The organism is Pradoshia eiseniae, from assembly GCF_002946355.1.
Classification (GTDB): domain Bacteria; phylum Bacillota; class Bacilli; order Bacillales; family Pradoshiaceae; genus Pradoshia; species Pradoshia eiseniae.
The window spans coordinates 1-16,147 of record NZ_PKOZ01000026.1; the positions used below are offsets into that span (position 1 = coordinate 1).

The following is a 16,147-nucleotide window of genomic DNA, read 5'->3' on the forward strand; positions in this document are numbered from 1 at the left end:
CCAAACGATATTAAACGACTAAGTAATTCTATGAAAACAGGAGAAATCGAGAGATTTCGCTTTGTATATTGAGGGAGGTTAGCGGAATAAGACAATACTTAAAGGCGTATATATCAATAACTAATGGGTCACTATCGTTCTGAGAAGGATTGATGCCCTTTTCTGTTGTATTTCTTATGCCTCTATCGGGGTAGGTAAGTTGAATAAGAAATAGTCTTCACTTTGCTGAAACACCTTTATGATTAAGAAAAGGAGAAGAATATGAAAGATTTATTAGGCTATTTTCTTATAGCACAAGCCATTATTACAGGAGTAATCGTTCATACGGTATATGCCTTTTCGGGTAATATTATGGATATTGTTTTTTATGCTGTAACACCTGATGCGGAGGTAGAGATGCGTGTTGGAGTACCTGATTTTATATGGAGTTTACTTATTATAGTAATAGGATTAGGTATATTTGTGATTGTTAAGAAGAAGTGAAATTAAAGAGTGGTGTAATTCAGAAGTAAATGGTTGAACATCTTATAGAAGTAAAGGAGCAGCATCCTGTAATATATGAAGTAAGTTTGTGAAGAAACGTACTTACACAAACAGGCGCGTTAGTCCAATAACAAGTAATGCCACTTCCTTTTTGGGAGTGGCTATTTTCATATCTAAAACAAGTATTAATCAATAGCAACAATCCTTACGAAAACAGCCTTATAATAAAAGGCGGTTTATATCTATTTTATGGTACGATTAGATTGAAGTAGCTTATTTAACAAACGTGCAGAAGAGTTGCAAAATCATATAATTTAGCGTTATATGTTGACGATTTAAATTAGGAGGGATTTTTGTGGATGCTTTTGGATATATGGGATTTTTTTTCGCACTTATTGCTTTATCGACTGCATCGACTGCTAATAATAAAGTAAAAGAACTCGAAAAAAGAATGAGTGTTTTAGAGGGAAAATCGAAGGAGCTATGATGATGAAGCGGCCATTTACGATTATTCCGTACCATCCTCAATATGCTGTCGAGACCATTAACATGTGGAGAGACAGCAAGGAAAGAGCGATAGGGCAAAAAGAGATTCATGATCATGAAAGCCATCTGTATTTCTTGAATGAGCTATTACCGAAACAATACCAAATTGATTTGGCGGTCATGGAGAAGAAAGTTGTTGGAATGATTGCCTTTGATGCTAAAGAGATTAACCAACTGTATATCCATGTGGATTATCAAGGCATGGGGATTGGCCAGGCATTGGTCAATAAAGCAAAGGCTCAATCTTGCGGGTGCTTGAGGCTATATACGTTTGAAGTAAATGAACCGGCTCAGCGTTTTTATGAAAAGAATGGCTTCGTCATCATCGGGCGAGGGCATGAAAATGAAGAGAATTTGCCGGATATTCAATATGAGTGGGTATGCCAAGATAGTGGGCCTGAGCTGAAGGTGTAAAGGAAGTCTTCCGAATAAAAGGCAATGAAGTGATTATACACATGTATTCCCCAGCAAATGAATAAGGTATTCGTAAATCATTCAGATGGGGGAATCGATGTTGGGCTATTATGTGAGGGTCGAAGAAGACGTACATTTATATGTGGAGGATCTTAATCCTAAAGGCAAGAGGACCATCCTGTTTCTGCATGGCTGGCCGCTAAGTCATAAACAATTTGAATATCAGTTTAATGTATTCTCGTCATTAGGCTATCGCTGTGTCGGAGTGGATTGGAGAGGATTTGGGAAGTCGGACAAACCTATACACGGCTATCACTTCTCCCGATTGGCGGATGATATACGGTCTGTCGTGGAGGCCTTACAATTAGATGATTTTGTGCTTTTAGGCCATTCCACAGGCGGTGCGATTGCGATTCGGTATATGGCAAGACATCAAGGCTTTGGGGTGTCGAAGCTGGTTCTTGTCGATGCGGCCGCTCCTGTAGGTTTTACAGCAGAAACAGCTGAGCACTTCTTAAACCTGGCATCCAATGACAGGCCAAAAATGATGAGGGAAGTGGCAGAAAGCTTTTTCTTCCAATTTATCACGAGACCCTTCGAAGAATGGTTCCTTCATTTGGGATTGGAGGCATCAGGTTGGTCTACTGCAGCAGTCATCAAGATGCTGAGAGATGAGACGCTCTATGATGATCTGCAGAAAGTACAAGCGCCGACCTTGATTGTTCATGGTGTTCATGACCAAGTCATTCCTTTTGCCCAGGCAGATGAAATGAAGCAATCGATCAGGCATTCTATCCTCGTGCCGCTTTATTATAGCGGACATGGAGGTTTTTGGGAGGAGCGGGATAGATTCAATCATGAGGTCCATCGATTTATTGAGGGTGAGCTAACTTGAAGAAGCCGGCTTATGCTCCGGGTAATAAGGGAACATAAGCCGGCCTGCTGATTTCTGCTGATGCGGTTTTGCTCGTTACTTCTTCAGTGTTTTCTTTAGCTCTTTATACTCCTGCTCCATTGTTTCGGTTGATGGGAGGAAAGGCTCGTTATTATAATCTACTCGTTTTCCATATCGAAGCATTTCATAAATAATCATCCCATTATTGGGCTTCCCGTTGACTGTTATCATAGGGATTGCGTCAAATAAGATGTAATAAAAGGAGTAGAAGATAAAGCGATCCCAAAATGTATAGTATTCATCCAATAATCCGTTGGCCATCATTGTATTGATGGCAAGCGCTACTGTCAGATTGGCGAGAATGGGACCGGCATAAATACAAATATAAACAAACCGATTTTTATATTTTAGATCATCATAAGAGAACCAGCTGTATACATGATAATATTTCCGGATATCAAGCATGCCGATTTTTTTAATTCGCGGTCCAGTGCCAATCGTGAGCCTTGGATGAATGACGCCAAATAACCAGCTGACCACCAAATAGCCGCTCTCGCGCAGAAAGATAACGACCGGCAGGATGATAAAGGCCGATATGGCCAGGGATAGTAAATCGGCTAATCCAAACATCATTTCACACCCTTTTTGCGTGTTCTTGAAGCTTCTCTACTACTACCCTCCTAAAAAAACTTTAATCAAAGGGATGTAGTAAGCCTCCAGAGAGTGTAAAGATTAGACATCACTTAAAGAAAGCATAAAAAGAAGCACCTTTATATCAGGTGCTTTTCGTTATTCATATATGAGCTTTGGACGGCATCTAATTTCCCCTCGCACAATAATCTTGAGCAATCAGGACAGTAGACAGATTTAGCGATGAATCCTGTAGATTTGATCCATACAGTCTTCTTGCAGTCTGCACAATGGAGTGTGACTACAAATCTCTTATTCATTTTCCTTCTCCCCTTTGAGCGTTCTTACCCTTTATCTTTCTAGTAATTGTTCGAGTACATTGAATGTCAGACATTTTTTGGTAGACTAGACTTAAGTTGGCTGGCTTTAGGATACAGGGGGAGGGTCATCATGTATTTAATCCCCTGTTTTGTGTCGTTCATCTATACCCAAATTATCACAGATAGAAAACGCACATTTGATGATAATCAGCTGATTTTTTACTTTTATTAAAATCAAGGCTCTGTTAAATATAAATGTTGATTTTCGTTACAGGTGGCTGCTTTCCGCGGGGCGGTCGGGGAGCCTCCTCGACGCTTTCAGCGTCTGTGGGGTCTCCCCCTGTCCGCTGATCCCGCAGGAGTCAGCCACCTTCCACTTCAATCAACGGTGCTAAGATATCAACACCAAACTTTAACAGAGTCAAAATCAAAAAAGGAGATTGATAGATATGGATTCTAAGAGAGGATTACAGGAACAATCTGCCCTGAGACAATTTAATAAAGAAGCAGCGTATTCGTTGTCCTTAAATATACAAAAATCGGATTCTCCGGAGAATATCCGTCTAGCCGAAAGAATTATCCAAGTGAGCGAGCTTGATTATAAGGGAATAACCGGTCTCGTAAATATATACCTGCACGAGAATCCGGCGCTGACTAATGAAGAGGTGGCAGCAAAGGTGTTGCGGGAACTCAGCAATTTTCATCCGAACCAGTTCATCAAAAAGCTGTCCAAGCGAATGAACACAAGGAAGAGGGGAGTATAGAATGCGAAGGAATGATTCGTATGAATGGATGAGGTCGATTATTTTAAAGGTAACCGCTGATCCGCACGTCCAGGAAAAGTTTTGGGAACTCTTGATAGAGGCGGTTGAAAAGGAACGCAAAGAGGAACGTCAGTATTAAGGAATTTTTAATTGCTCCTAAAAATATACTTCCATTCTTTGATCAATGTAATCTTAAAAAACTTCACCTATTAAATTGTGAAAGTTTTTTATAGCTTCGTGAGCCAGACCTCCTTAATTAGGTGCATAGATATTCTTTATTGCTCAAAAGGACATGTTAATTTAATCCGGGAAAATGGCTGGCTCTATTTTTTATTAATGCATTGGCAACTATCCTAACAAAAGTGCCTTTCATTATAAGCCAAACAACGGATGAATAATTTACGAGCGTTTCTGAAAAATACATTCATCCTCGAAACAATAAACTGGGAAATATATTTTCGGAACAGTTGAAATAAAATTTATAGATAACATTCATTTTGCTGTACTTATTAAGCCAAATATAGAGAGAAATGAGGGGGCTTATGGAGATCTTTCGTAAGCTAGGCAGGTTTTTTAAAGAGGAAAAGAAGTCATACATAATCGGTATTTATGGAGGCGTAGGCGTCCTGATGATGGGGCTTCTGGCAGGACTCTTGAGTGCCTGCACGACACCGTCATCAGAAGGTGTGACACTCGTGAAAGCCCAAGCCGAACTGACGAATGATAAAAGCGAGGTTGGCGCGATGGTACTGCAAAAAGGCGAGCAGGCTTGAGAAGAAGTCGTGCCCACCGCCCTTATGTACACGGTGCTTCTCCAGAATACAGGAAAAAAGCCTTTAGGGAAGGCTGAAGAAGGAAAAGAAATCAGGGTGAAGATTGTGCCGCATAAACCTTTGGTAAAGGTGTCTGAAAAGGTGATGGGGTTTAACTTGTTTGGTCCAGAGGAAATCGGAAGACCAGGACTTGGGAGTGGGGAGTCCTATCACGCGGTGATGGAACCAAACGAAATTTGTGAATACAATCTGCATTTTGATGTAGGGTATGAAGAAGGCCCCCCAGAAGTGGTACCCCTTCCTTCAAAGGATGATTTAACCCTTTTGAAAACCCATGCGCTGGATGCGACCATCGAAGTCTGGTTGGGGGACGAACGCATCGCCCAGTTTGACCTGACAAAAATAAAGAAGTGAATCAGGGCATCGACAACAGGTCGATGCTTTTTTGCTGGCAATCCGTTTGCTCATACATACAGGCATACATTTCTACTTATTCACGGATTTTAGGGGATGCTTGCTTAGCCTGTCATCATCACCTTCAACTAATCTAATCCAAAAAGTTTAGACAAATATTGATTTATGTACTGGCAACATTCCTTGCGAATAGACTTTACGGGCGTTTTACATAAATAAGTTCATCCTCGAAACAATAAACTAGCCAATATATTTTCAGAACGTTTAAAATAATCTATATATAGACCGTTCAATTTGCTACACTTATTAAGCCAAATATAGAGAGAAAAGAGGGGGGCTTATGGAGATCTTTCGTAAGCTAGGCTGGTTTTTTAAGCAGGAAAAGAAGTCATACATAATCGGGATTATTTTGCTCTTGTTTGTGTCAGTGCTGCAGCTCGTGCCGCCGTATGTCATTGGGGTAGTCGTTGACCTGATTAATGAAGAGGCGGTAACGGGGAAAGCCTTATTTGCGTGGATAGGCTTATTAGTCATTGCGGCCATTCTTGCCTATGTGTTCCGCTATTTATGGCGCATCAAGATATATGGTTCGGCAGTGAAATTAGCCAGGCAGCTGAGAAGCAGACTGTATGAGCATTTCACGAATATGCCAACGTCCTTCTATCAAAGAAAGCGGACTGGGGATTTAATGGCACATGCAACGAATGATTTGAGCGCCGTCCAGCAAACGGCCGGCAATGGGGTCCTTACCCTTGTGGATTCCTTGTCCACAGGCGGGTTTGTCATTATTGCCATGTCTTTCATAGACTGGCGCCTGACCCTTTTAAGCTTGCTCCCAATGCCTTTCATCGCTATCTCGACGAGCTATTATGGGAAGCTCATCCATGTGCGGTTCAAGGATGCCCAGGCAGCCTTTTCCGATTTGAATGATAAAACACAGGAAAGCGTGACAGGCATAAAGGTAATCAAGACGTTTGGCCAAGAAAAAGAAGATGTAGAGTCTTTCCGAGCGTCATCAGGAGATGTGGTGAATAAGAATATTGCCGTCGCGAGGATTGATGCCTTATATGACCCGACGATTGGTCTTATGGCAGGGTTATCTTATTTCTTAACGATCGCGGCCGGGGCGAAGTTTGTGCTTGACGGAAGCTTAACGATTGGCCAGCTCGTCGCTTTTTCAACCTATTTAGGTTTATTGATTTGGCCCATGCTTGCATTTGGCTGGCTATTCAATATCGTCCAGCGCGGCAATGCCTCCTATGACCGGATTATGGCCTTATTGAAGGAGGAGCCGGAAATCATTGATGAGGATCATGCCATCAAGGAAAGAGCTAGCGGGGATATAGAATATGAATTGATTTCATTTTCTTATCCGAATGAGGAAGCGCCAGCCCTGCGTGATATCCATATGACGATTCATAAAGGGGAGACATTAGGAATTGTCGGGAGGACAGGATCTGGAAAGACGACCTTGCTGAAGCTTTTGATACGCGAATTTACTGAAATGAATGGAGATATACGCATTGGCGGACATTCTATTGGTGATTATGCTCTCGCAAGCTTGCGTGAGGCGATTGGATATGTGCCTCAGGATCATTTCCTATTCTCAGCTACTGTCGGTGAAAATATTGCCTTTGCCACACCAGAAGCCAGTCAAGGAGATATTGAGCGGGCAGCTTATTTGGCAAACATCCATGACGATATTTTAGGCTTTACAGATGGCTATGCCACGATTGTTGGGGAGCGGGGCGTCTCGCTTTCTGGCGGGCAGAAGCAAAGGCTCAGCATTGCGCGCGCCTTGATTATGGACCCTGAGATTCTTATCTTGGATGATTCCCTTTCTGCTGTTGATGCGAAAACAGAGGAAATTATTCTACAAAACTTGAGAACGGTACGCGCGATGAAAACGACGATCATCACTGCTCATCGCCTTAGTGCTGTCCAGCATGCCAATCTAATCATTGTCATGGAGGGGGGCAAAATCATCCAGAGCGGAACGCATGAGGAGCTGATGAAAGAGCATGGCTGGTATCGTGATATGTATAATCAGCAGCAATTAGAAGAGCTGGTTGAACAGGGCGGCAGCAGCAAGTGACAGCCAAATGGTATATTTATTCCCAACTGATAACATAATGGAGCTATAGATTTTATTCATAGCTCGGAGGATACACTTGTGGATGAGGTGAGTTTTGGGTTAATTGCCTTAAAAATTGTTATCGGATTTATCAGCTTATTTATCGTGCTTGCCATTACGGGAAGAATTGGGGTATCTCAATTAACCTCGATTCATTTTGTGTTTATTTTACTATTGGACGATTTTTTAGGTCATATCATCTATGAAAAGAATGAGAACATCCTCGAATACTTATTTGCTGTCAGCTTATGGACGCTTTTCATGCTTGGTATCCAGACGGTTTCGCGGAAATTTCCGAGGCTGAGGCAATTTCTGCAGGGAAGGCCATATAGCATCATCCAGAATGGCCAGCTGGACCGGGAGGAAATCAGAAAAGCGAGATTAGATGTCAATCAAGTCATGAGCCTATTGAGGAAGCAAGGCATCTTTTCAGTGCGAGAAGTCGAATTTGGCTTATTGGAGCCTGATGGAATGTTAAGTGTGGCGTTAAAGGCCAGCCATCGAAATCCAACGATGGAGGATTTAAATCTATCTGGCAAAAAAATTACGCTGCCAATTCCGCTCATTATAGATGGGAAAATAATGAGAAAATCCTTGTACGAGGCCGGATTTGATGAAGATTGGATGTATCAGGAGCTGAAAAAAAGCGGGCACGGAGATGAGAAAGAGATATTTTATGCTGAATGGGATCAAAATAGCGGTTTTTATGTGTCCGCTAAATAATGGTTAATGGGAAGGTTAAGGAGTGGATCGCCTTCCCCATCAAAAAGTAAGTGATTGGGCATTCAATAGAATTCTAGGTTAAGAGCAATGATTTTAATCTCCTTGCTTTAATAGGATTGGTCAATGAGATAAAAATGTCGATCACAAAAGAGGAGGGTGCGAAGGATGGAAACGAACAAGGCATTGACAGGCAAGGAGCAAAAGGCTGTTTTATTCCGTTTGCTATCGTATGCCAAGCCGCATAAGAAAGAAATCGCTGTGGCGTTTCTGCTATTATTCCTGGCGACAGCCGCTGATATCACGGGACCTGTCTTGGTGAAGATTTTTATAGACGATTATTTAACTGCAGGTGATATTACCGCACGTCCGGTCCTATGGCTTGCAGGAGGGTATCTCTTCTTGATCGTGGCCAAGGTTACCATTCAATATTTTCAGATATTCAGCTTTAACAAAATCGCGCTTGCCATCATTCAGCAGATCCGGGTTGATGTGTTTTCCAAGGTTCATCAGCTTGGGATGCGCTATTTTGACCGGACGCCTGCCGGAGCCATTGTTTCACGCATCACGAATGACACTGAGGCCATTAAGGAGATGTTTGTCGGAGTTATCTCCGCTTTCATCTCAAGCGGGTTCTTTATTATTGGTACCATTATCGCGATGTTTATCCTGAATGTTAGACTGGCATTCTTTTGCCTGCTGATCCTGCCGATTCTCTATGGATTGATGAGCCTGTACAGGAAATTAAGCAGCCGTTTTTATCAGGATTTACGTGAACGGCTGAGCCAGCTCAATGCCAACTTGAATGAATCCTTACAAGGAATGTCTATCATCCAGGTCTTCCGCCAGGAGAAGAGACTGCGGGCAGAATTTGAGGAAATCAATGAAAAGCATTATATGGCCGGAATGCGTAACATCAAGGTGGACGGTTTATTATTACGGCCTGCCATCGATTTGGTTTATACTTTCGCGCTTGTTCTCATCCTTTCCTTTTTCGGTATCACATCAATGGACTCACCTATCGAAATCGGGGTTTTATATGCATTCGTCAATTATATCGACCGTTTCTTTGAGCCGGTCAATGATGTGATGCAGCGGCTTTCCATCTACCAGCAAGCCATTGTCGCCGGGTCCCGCGTATTTGCCGTCATGGATGAAGAAGAGGAGGCGCCAAAGCCAATGCAGGAGAGGGATGCGCACATTAAGGAAGGAAGGATTGAATTCCGTGATGTCAGTTTCTCCTATGACGGGAAACGGGATGTGCTGAAGCATATTTCCTTTGAAGCGCAAGCAGGAGAAACGGTGGCTCTCGTTGGGCATACAGGGAGCGGCAAAAGCTCGATTATTAATCTCCTAATGCGGTTTTATGAGTTTGAAAGAGGTGATATTCTCATTGACGGGGTTTCCATCAAGGAATATCCGATGAAGGAATTGCGCGAGAGGATGGGGCTTGTCCTGCAGGATGCCTTTTTGTTTTACGGGACCGTAAATGACAATGTCCGGCTGCACAGCAGGGATATTGGGGATAAGGAAATCATGGAAGCGGCTAAATTTGTCCAAGCGGACAGCTTTATTGAGAAGCTGCCGCATCGGTATGAAGATCTGGTTGTTGAGCGGGGCTCCACCTTCTCGAGCGGACAGCGCCAATTGATCGGGTTTGCGCGAACGATTGTGAGGAATCCGAAAATCCTTGTCCTTGATGAGGCAACAGCCAATATTGACACGGAAACAGAGGAAGCCATCCAAGCGGGATTGGCCAAAATGAGGAAGGGAAGGACGACGATTGCCATCGCCCATCGTCTCTCTACGATACAGGATGCGGCCCTCATTCTTGTTCTCCATCAAGGGGAAATCGTTGAGCGGGGCACACATCAGGAGCTATTGGCTCAAAAAGGGCTGTATTATAAAATGTATCTCCTCCAAAACGGTTTGGGCGAAGAGATTGCTCATGAAGTAAGCTAAGTACTGAAAAAGATCACAATACTACTGCCAAACTCGATAAGCAGGGATTGTGATCTTTTATCGTTTGTACTCGGTTGAATTAGTTAGATAGTTGAGGCATCTGGAGTTTAAAAAACCTAAATTTAAGCCATTTTCTTTTGTAAGTGGTATTGGAGGGGTATGTATTCATTTAAAAGGATATCAAGCTCTTGGCTGTACCTGATCGTATTTTTTGAGGATAAGCCATATTTCATGGCGGTGTTCACGAGTTCAGCGCGTTTTGACTCGATTTTAGTTTCTAATTGATCTCTATCCATCATCATTTTTCCTTTCCTATGTATATGTTTACAAAATTATAACATATATTTACAGATGGTGTGTAACTAAATTACTATCTATTTTGTGAAATATTAAATCGCCATAGTCTAATGGATTGTTTTTTATACTACAATAGAAATATTGCGTTGAACTTTGTTTCGGTATATCGTTAATTGCAGCTGCCAGGGAACGTATAAGCTGAATGATGAACGACCCCTGATAACTGGCTAAGCCTCTAATAAAGTGAATTGATTATCTTTTAACCGATGAACCATACAGTGATGAGATTTCTCGAATTCGGATAATCTTTCTTCAATCGTCTTGCCTGAGTCATCTTTAAAAAGATCCTCTCTATCGTAATGGGGGAATACGATGGTGTCTAACAGAGGTAAACAGCTTAGGTCTTGCAGATTTAGGCTATTCATCCTTGGTGTGAAAAACCGTGCCAGCTGAATATGCGGACCTAGAATCATCGCGCCGGCACTGAAACCGACAAATACCGTTTTTTGCTTGGATAAATGCTTAAAGATCTCCTCGGAGCCGCTCATCTGAATATGAAGTAGTAAATGAAATGGATTGCCCCCATTTATATAGATAACATCATAATCGAAAAGGATGGCTGGATTGTCGTATTCTAAGTCAACGAAATCAATGAACATAAATCCCATTGTCTTGAAATCGTCCATCGCTTTTTGAGCATATTTATTTCGTTCTTTTAGGGGAGAAGCCGTTGTGATGATGGCTGCCTTAAGTTTATTAGGAGTATCGTAAAGGTTTTTCAAAAAAGCTGCTTTGATTTCCTCTGTGCTGAAACCGTTGGAGGTCAAAAAGAATTTACTCATAAGAATCACCGTTCTTCTCGACCGATTGCTTTAATCGGGTAGACCATATTTTAACATATTTATCGGTTGTATTCAGAAGAATTATTTTCTTTAATAAAAAATTCGCTTTTAATGGCAGAGAGATATGCGACAGCTAATACTTGTCAGATGAAGAAATGATAAACGTCCCCAAGCGGCAGTGAGTAGAATAGGGGGGCAAAATATCAGAAAATACATAAATCGGAGACTATGCAGTTACCATATAGTGGAGTATCTGTTAAAATGGGAACGTGTGCAGTTTGTCATATTGGGGGTATTATTTTTGGAAGATATCAATTTATTTCTTGCTTTTGGAGCTGGGTTCTTGAGCTTCATTTCACCATGCTGCCTTCCTCTTTATCCAGCTTTCCTTTCATACATAACAGGCATGTCCGTATCAGAGATGAAAAAGGATAATGCCATGCTTCAGAGGAGGAGCATTTTACATACCATATTCTTTCTGATTGGGTTTTCGAGTATATTTATTGCGCTAGGATTTGGTTCTTCATTGATAGGACAGTTCTTTTTGACTTACGCTGATACGATTCGTCAGCTTGGGGCCATCGTCATTGTTTTCTTTGGTTTAATCATTATTGGGGTGTTCCAGCCGTCCTTCATGATGAAGGAACGCCGGATTGAATTCAAGAATAGGCCGGGCGGTTATATCGGTTCAATGCTGATTGGGGTGGCGTTTTCGGCTGGTTGGACGCCATGCACAGGTCCGATCCTGATGGTTGTGCTGGGAATGGCCGCGACTAACCCGAACTCAGCCATGCTATACATGATTGCTTATATTCTTGGGTTCGCGATACCATTCATCATCATGTCCTTCTTTATCGGAAAAATGGGATGGATTAAGCGGAATTCAGCCAAGGTGATGAAGGTGGGGGGATATATCATGATTCTTATGGGCATCATCCTTTTCTTTGATTGGATGACGATGATTACTTCCTATTTTATTGCCTTATTTGGAGGATGGGTTGGATTCTAGACAATCGGGAGATAGCGCTTTCCTTATTGCTCGCGATGATTTATGATAGAGAAATAGCAGGAAATAACTGCCATGCTGGCGCATGAAGAATACCGCTCTACTGAACTAGAAGAGCGTGAGTTTGAAATCAACATAAAGGAATGATCAATATGATACTTTTTGTATCAACGATTGCTGCCGTTTTGATGGCACTTGGTGTATTCGCCATACGGATGAAAGCGTCAAAGAAACCAGCAACAGTGAAGAAAATTATCTTACCGCCGTTTTTTATGAGTACAGGTGCGCTTATGTATGTGTTTGAACCGTTTCGCCTGAGCGGAACTGAAATCATTGAAGCCATTTTGCTGGGAATGTTTTTCTCTATTTTCTTGATCATGACCTCTCGCTTTGAAATTAAAGACGAGCAGATTTATATAAAGCGTTCAAAGGCATTTGTCTTCGTTTTACTGGGCTTGATTGTCGTACGTACTTTGCTTAAGTTTATATTGAGCTCTTCCATTGATGTCGGTGAGATAGGGGGCATGTTTTTCCTCATTGCCTTCTCAATGATTGTTCCTTGGAGAGTAGCGATGTATTACCAATATAAGAAGCTGGAACGGAATTTGAATAAACCTCATGAGCCTATCGCCCTGTGATTAGATCGACCGGAGTCTGGACTCCGGTTTTTTTGTTGAGAAAAACGATATCGTGCAGCTAGCTTGCATACACATGTAGGAAGGTGGTTCATTACAGCATGGAAGGGGTGTGAGTAATGAAGGCGAAATGGGTGTGCATCTGCTTGGTCGGGGGATTATGTATACTGCCAATTAGAATGGCTATGTCGATTGATATTCCTGCCGGGGAGGCCACTATATCAGTTGGAGTAAAGAAACTGGACCTCAGTCATAGTCTTGTGTTGGCGGAGAAAGGGGGCATGGCGGGCGTGCCGCTGCGTCTGGGTGATTTATCTATTGAGCAGATTGTTAAGAGCTGGGGGGAGCCGAGCGAAACTAGCTTTGAAGATGGCTCTTACTACGCTTTTTATTCAAGCAGACAGATCACCATTGGCTATAACCGGGCAGGTGTGTTTGAGCTGCGAAATGAAGCACCTGAGGTTCAGGAGCTGTCAACTTCGGTCGTCTTAGCAGAGCTTGGCCTGCCCGCTGAAATCCGGCAGACAAAGTGGGAGACGACATTTATTTACCGAACAGGCAAGCATGAATTAAGCATTCTCTTTGACCAAGAGAAAGACCGTGCCTTGTATCAATCTGTCTATAGCAGTAAATTGAAGGAGAGGGGGGAGTACTTTCTCAAAATCAAAGGAGATTCATCTGCTTTGACAGAGCCCGCTCAAAACGGCATGAATAAGTGGCGAAAAGAAATGGAAGCATTCATTCAGCAAAATCCTCTATCGATTTCCTCCAACGGCCTAAACCGCAAGCAGGTCGCCCTGACATTTAATGATGGTCCAGACCAAAGAGTAACAGAAGAAATCCTCGATATCCTCGATGAATATAACGTACAAGCAAACTTCTTCTTCCTCGGCAGCCAAGCTGCAGCCTATCCTCAAATCGTCCAAGAAGCCTATGATAATGGCCATTTGATTGCCAATCATTCCTACGATCATGTGCCCCTTGCCAATTTAACCGATGAACAAATTCATAATCAAATAGACGAATCCGCCCGTGAAATAAAAGCGATTATCGGGAAGGCTCCCGCCATCTTTCGGCCCCCTTATGGAGAAATTAACGGCAAAATGCTGCCGATGCTATCAGAAAATGGGACACATACGGTTATATGGTCAGTTGACACGCTTGATTGGTCCGTGCAAACAGCGGATGAAATAACCGGAAATGTGAGGCGCTATGTACGCGGGGGTGACATTATCTTAATGCACAGTAATGCCCAACAGAAAAAGACAGCAGAGGCACTACCGAAAATTCTTGATTACTTGCTCAGCAGCGGATATGAGATGGTAAAATTAGATGATATGCTTGGCGTGGATGCTTATGAGGATTAACTAAAAAAGGATGTTTTCGTATGTATTGCTGCTTCGGAGTATAAAAGATAACTTTTTAACTAACGGTGCATTTAGCGGAAGAAGGACTTTAACCTACTAACAACGAATACTAACTTTAGGTGGGAGAATATTCTTCTTACAAGGGAGTGAAAGGTATTTGTTTAGTAGATTAGGTCAAATTATGTTGTATGTCAATAACCAAGATGATGCGGTGGAATTTTGGACAGAAAAATTAGGCTTTACCGTAATTGCTGAAGAAAGCAGCTCTCAGGGAATGAGATGGATTGAAATTGCTCCCAAAAATGGTGTAGAAACAAGCATCATTCTGCACGATAAGGATTTCGTGTCAAAAATGTCTCCTGGATTAAATCTTGATACTCCTTCCTTAATGTTTTTCACGGAGAAGCTCGAAGAATTACACAGTGACTTATCAAATAAAAATATAACAGTCGGAGACATTGTTAATATGCCTTCTGGTAGAGTATTTAACTTTGCAGATAATGAAGAAAATTATTTTGCCGTAATGGAAAAAAAGTAATTCCTAAACAATGAAGTTTGAATTATAGATAAGGCTGCCAAATGCTGGTGGCCTTTTTATTTGGCTGTATTCACATAGATTGTTACTTTTCTATAATAAGGGAAAAATCAAATTTGTAATACCATTAAATGGAGATACCTTCTTCAACTAAAGGGGCATGTTTGTTCAAGAAGGAATTATTTAAAATTTGTAGAAATTCTTAGTGTACAAGAATCATTGATAAGCTAAAATCCAATTAAAAGGAGATCAAAGATGAAATTCTTGTGTTTTGGATACTTAAGTCCAGAGAAAATGAATATTCTCCCGAAAGATGAAATCGAAGCTATTATGAGCCAATGTAGCCCCCACCTTGAAAAATTTTATATGAGTGGTCAAGTGATGATGGATATTGGTGTGGAAACAGAAGTTATATCCTTGCGTCGTGAGAACGGAAATATAAAGGTATTAGACAACGCTCTTGTCGAGTTCGACGAGAGAATAGGTAGTGTGTTCCTAATAGAGGCAAATGATATGGAAGAAGCAATACGCATCGCTTCTTTACATCCGACCATACAGTTGGATGCTGGAGAGGAATTAGGCTGGAGGATTGAAATTAGGCCAGTACACTATTGCGAAAAGGGTGAGTAAATTAACCTTGCATTCCTTTAACGAGGAATGCTTTCTTCTTATTGAGCAAACGAGGCAGTTTAGTTGAACAATAAATGATATAATACCCCGCATTAAAAGCATTGTAAAGGTGGCTATTCAAATGGAAAATTGGATTGAATTATCTAAAATAGAATATAAAGAGGTATGGGATAGGATATATGCTGAATTTACTTTTGAACCTAGCATATCAAAGTTTCCATCTTTTAAAGTGCCATATCCATTTATCACATATGATGTATCCCCGTATTTAAATTGGTCCGGAGATTCAGATACTTATGATGAGATTTACGATGATTTAGAGGATAAGTCATTACTTGTTTTTCAAGAACTCACACAAAAAGATGAATATATGTTTGCGTTAGATTGGCAACATCCAAGTTATTGGATAAACCCCCGTATGGAGTTTCCTAAAAGTGAATTTGATGAATGGATAGTACCTATTTTTCCAAACAGTGATTATTACTTTTTTATTCATAAGGATTTTGAATGGGGATTATTAGGACACCCTTGGGAAGAAAGCATCACTATTTTTGGAAAAGATTTGATTAAAGGTTTTGGAAAACATAAACCAAGAATGTTTCAAAAGATATTACGTCAGGGATAATGTAAACCTTGTTTAACTAACGGGGCATTACTCCCTAATCAAGGGCTGTAATCAGCTCTTTTTTGCTATGTAGCTAACGGGGCAGCATTCCTGTAATGAATGAAAATGAGATTTGAGCATAAAAAGACCTCTTGATACGATGAAAGTGTCCTAAA

General features: G+C 41.5%; 20 protein-coding genes. 17 read left to right on the top strand and 3 right to left on the bottom strand.

Annotation, left to right across the window (positions count from 1 at the left end; all coding sequences use genetic code 11):
- Positions 1–261: 261 nt before the first annotated feature.
- From CYL18_RS18425 to CYL18_RS18435, 4 genes are all read left to right on the top strand, one after another.
- Positions 262–483 (top strand): hypothetical protein, encoded by a 222-nt coding sequence (locus CYL18_RS18425; protein ID WP_104850926.1) that lies wholly within the window; start codon positions 262–264, stop codon positions 481–483.
- A gap of 355 nt (positions 484–838) precedes the next feature.
- A complete protein-coding gene (locus tag CYL18_RS19650) occupies positions 839–970 on the top strand; it encodes a hypothetical protein (RefSeq protein WP_269089203.1) in 132 nt (43 codons plus the stop codon).
- Positions 970–1,443 carry a GNAT family N-acetyltransferase gene (locus tag CYL18_RS18430; protein WP_104850927.1) on the top strand — a complete coding sequence of 158 codons (474 nt, stop codon included), beginning with the start codon at positions 970–972 and terminating at the stop codon, positions 1,441–1,443. Before CYL18_RS19650 ends, CYL18_RS18430 begins: the two co-directional genes overlap by 1 nt.
- 100 nt (positions 1,444–1,543) lie before the next feature.
- Complete coding sequence (locus tag CYL18_RS18435; protein ID WP_201741319.1) at positions 1,544–2,338, top strand: alpha/beta fold hydrolase; 795 nt, start codon at positions 1,544–1,546, stop codon at positions 2,336–2,338.
- Between the two features lie 75 nt (positions 2,339–2,413).
- Here the strand turns inward: CYL18_RS18435 and CYL18_RS18440 are convergent, their stop codons facing one another.
- Entirely contained in the window at positions 2,414–2,971 is a 558-nt protein-coding gene (locus CYL18_RS18440; protein ID WP_236636524.1) for a hypothetical protein, read from the bottom strand.
- Between the two features lie 766 nt (positions 2,972–3,737).
- On the opposite strand from CYL18_RS18440, the gene CYL18_RS18445 reads away from it, so the two are divergent.
- From CYL18_RS18445 to CYL18_RS18470, 7 genes are all read left to right on the top strand, one after another.
- Entirely contained in the window at positions 3,738–4,052 is a 315-nt protein-coding gene (locus CYL18_RS18445; protein WP_104850930.1) for a hypothetical protein, read from the top strand.
- Position 4,053: 1 nt separating this feature from the next.
- Positions 4,054–4,191: a hypothetical protein gene (locus CYL18_RS19320; RefSeq protein WP_161497168.1), complete on the top strand. Its 138-nt coding sequence runs from the start codon at positions 4,054–4,056 to the stop codon at positions 4,189–4,191.
- Positions 4,192–4,594: 403 nt separating this feature from the next.
- Positions 4,595–4,825 carry a hypothetical protein gene (locus CYL18_RS18450; protein ID WP_104850931.1) on the top strand — a complete coding sequence of 77 codons (231 nt, stop codon included), beginning with the start codon at positions 4,595–4,597 and terminating at the stop codon, positions 4,823–4,825.
- A gap of 96 nt (positions 4,826–4,921) precedes the next feature.
- Positions 4,922–5,239, top strand: coding sequence for a hypothetical protein (locus tag CYL18_RS18455; protein WP_161497169.1), 318 nt, complete (start codon positions 4,922–4,924; stop codon positions 5,237–5,239).
- Between the two features lie 340 nt (positions 5,240–5,579).
- Entirely contained in the window at positions 5,580–7,334 is a 1,755-nt protein-coding gene (locus CYL18_RS18460) for an ABC transporter transmembrane domain-containing protein (protein ID WP_104850933.1), read from the top strand.
- 78 nt (positions 7,335–7,412) lie between these two features.
- Complete coding sequence (locus CYL18_RS18465) at positions 7,413–8,096, top strand: DUF421 domain-containing protein (RefSeq protein WP_104850934.1); 684 nt, start codon at positions 7,413–7,415, stop codon at positions 8,094–8,096.
- Positions 8,097–8,261: 165 nt separating this feature from the next.
- On the top strand, positions 8,262–10,055 hold the full coding sequence (locus CYL18_RS18470; protein ID WP_104850935.1) for an ABC transporter ATP-binding protein: 1,794 nt from the start codon (positions 8,262–8,264) through the stop codon (positions 10,053–10,055).
- A gap of 122 nt (positions 10,056–10,177) precedes the next feature.
- Here CYL18_RS18470 and CYL18_RS18475 read toward each other — a convergent pair whose 3' ends face one another.
- Both CYL18_RS18475 and CYL18_RS18480 read right to left on the bottom strand, forming a co-directional pair.
- Complete coding sequence (locus tag CYL18_RS18475) at positions 10,178–10,357, bottom strand: aspartyl-phosphate phosphatase Spo0E family protein (protein ID WP_330847613.1); 180 nt, start codon at positions 10,355–10,357, stop codon at positions 10,178–10,180.
- Positions 10,358–10,579: 222 nt separating this feature from the next.
- On the bottom strand, positions 10,580–11,194 hold the full coding sequence (locus CYL18_RS18480) for a Type 1 glutamine amidotransferase-like domain-containing protein (RefSeq protein ID WP_104850936.1): 615 nt from the start codon (positions 11,192–11,194) through the stop codon (positions 10,580–10,582).
- 301 nt (positions 11,195–11,495) lie between these two features.
- Here CYL18_RS18480 and CYL18_RS18485 point away from each other — a divergent pair, with 301 nt between their 5' ends.
- The 6 genes from CYL18_RS18485 (at position 11,496) to CYL18_RS18510 (ending at position 15,992) form a co-directional block, all read left to right on the top strand.
- Entirely contained in the window at positions 11,496–12,203 is a 708-nt protein-coding gene (locus tag CYL18_RS18485; RefSeq protein ID WP_104850937.1) for a cytochrome c biogenesis CcdA family protein, read from the top strand.
- 149 nt (positions 12,204–12,352) lie between these two features.
- Positions 12,353–12,838, top strand: a complete 486-nt coding sequence (locus CYL18_RS18490) for a CcdC family protein (protein WP_407984660.1) — start codon at positions 12,353–12,355, stop codon at positions 12,836–12,838.
- Positions 12,839–12,954: 116 nt separating this feature from the next.
- The gene (locus CYL18_RS18495) at positions 12,955–14,202 is read left to right on the top strand and encodes a polysaccharide deacetylase family protein (protein ID WP_104850938.1); all 1,248 of its coding nucleotides are present in this window, start codon (positions 12,955–12,957) and stop codon (positions 14,200–14,202) included.
- A gap of 157 nt (positions 14,203–14,359) precedes the next feature.
- Positions 14,360–14,740, top strand: a complete 381-nt coding sequence (locus CYL18_RS18500) for a VOC family protein (RefSeq protein WP_104850939.1) — start codon at positions 14,360–14,362, stop codon at positions 14,738–14,740.
- A gap of 252 nt (positions 14,741–14,992) precedes the next feature.
- Positions 14,993–15,367, top strand: a complete 375-nt coding sequence (locus CYL18_RS18505; RefSeq protein WP_104850940.1) for a YciI family protein — start codon at positions 14,993–14,995, stop codon at positions 15,365–15,367.
- A 121-nt stretch (positions 15,368–15,488) separates the two neighbouring features.
- Positions 15,489–15,992 carry a DUF2716 domain-containing protein gene (locus CYL18_RS18510; protein ID WP_104850941.1) on the top strand — a complete coding sequence of 168 codons (504 nt, stop codon included), beginning with the start codon at positions 15,489–15,491 and terminating at the stop codon, positions 15,990–15,992.
- The last annotated feature ends 155 nt before the right edge of the window (positions 15,993–16,147 follow it).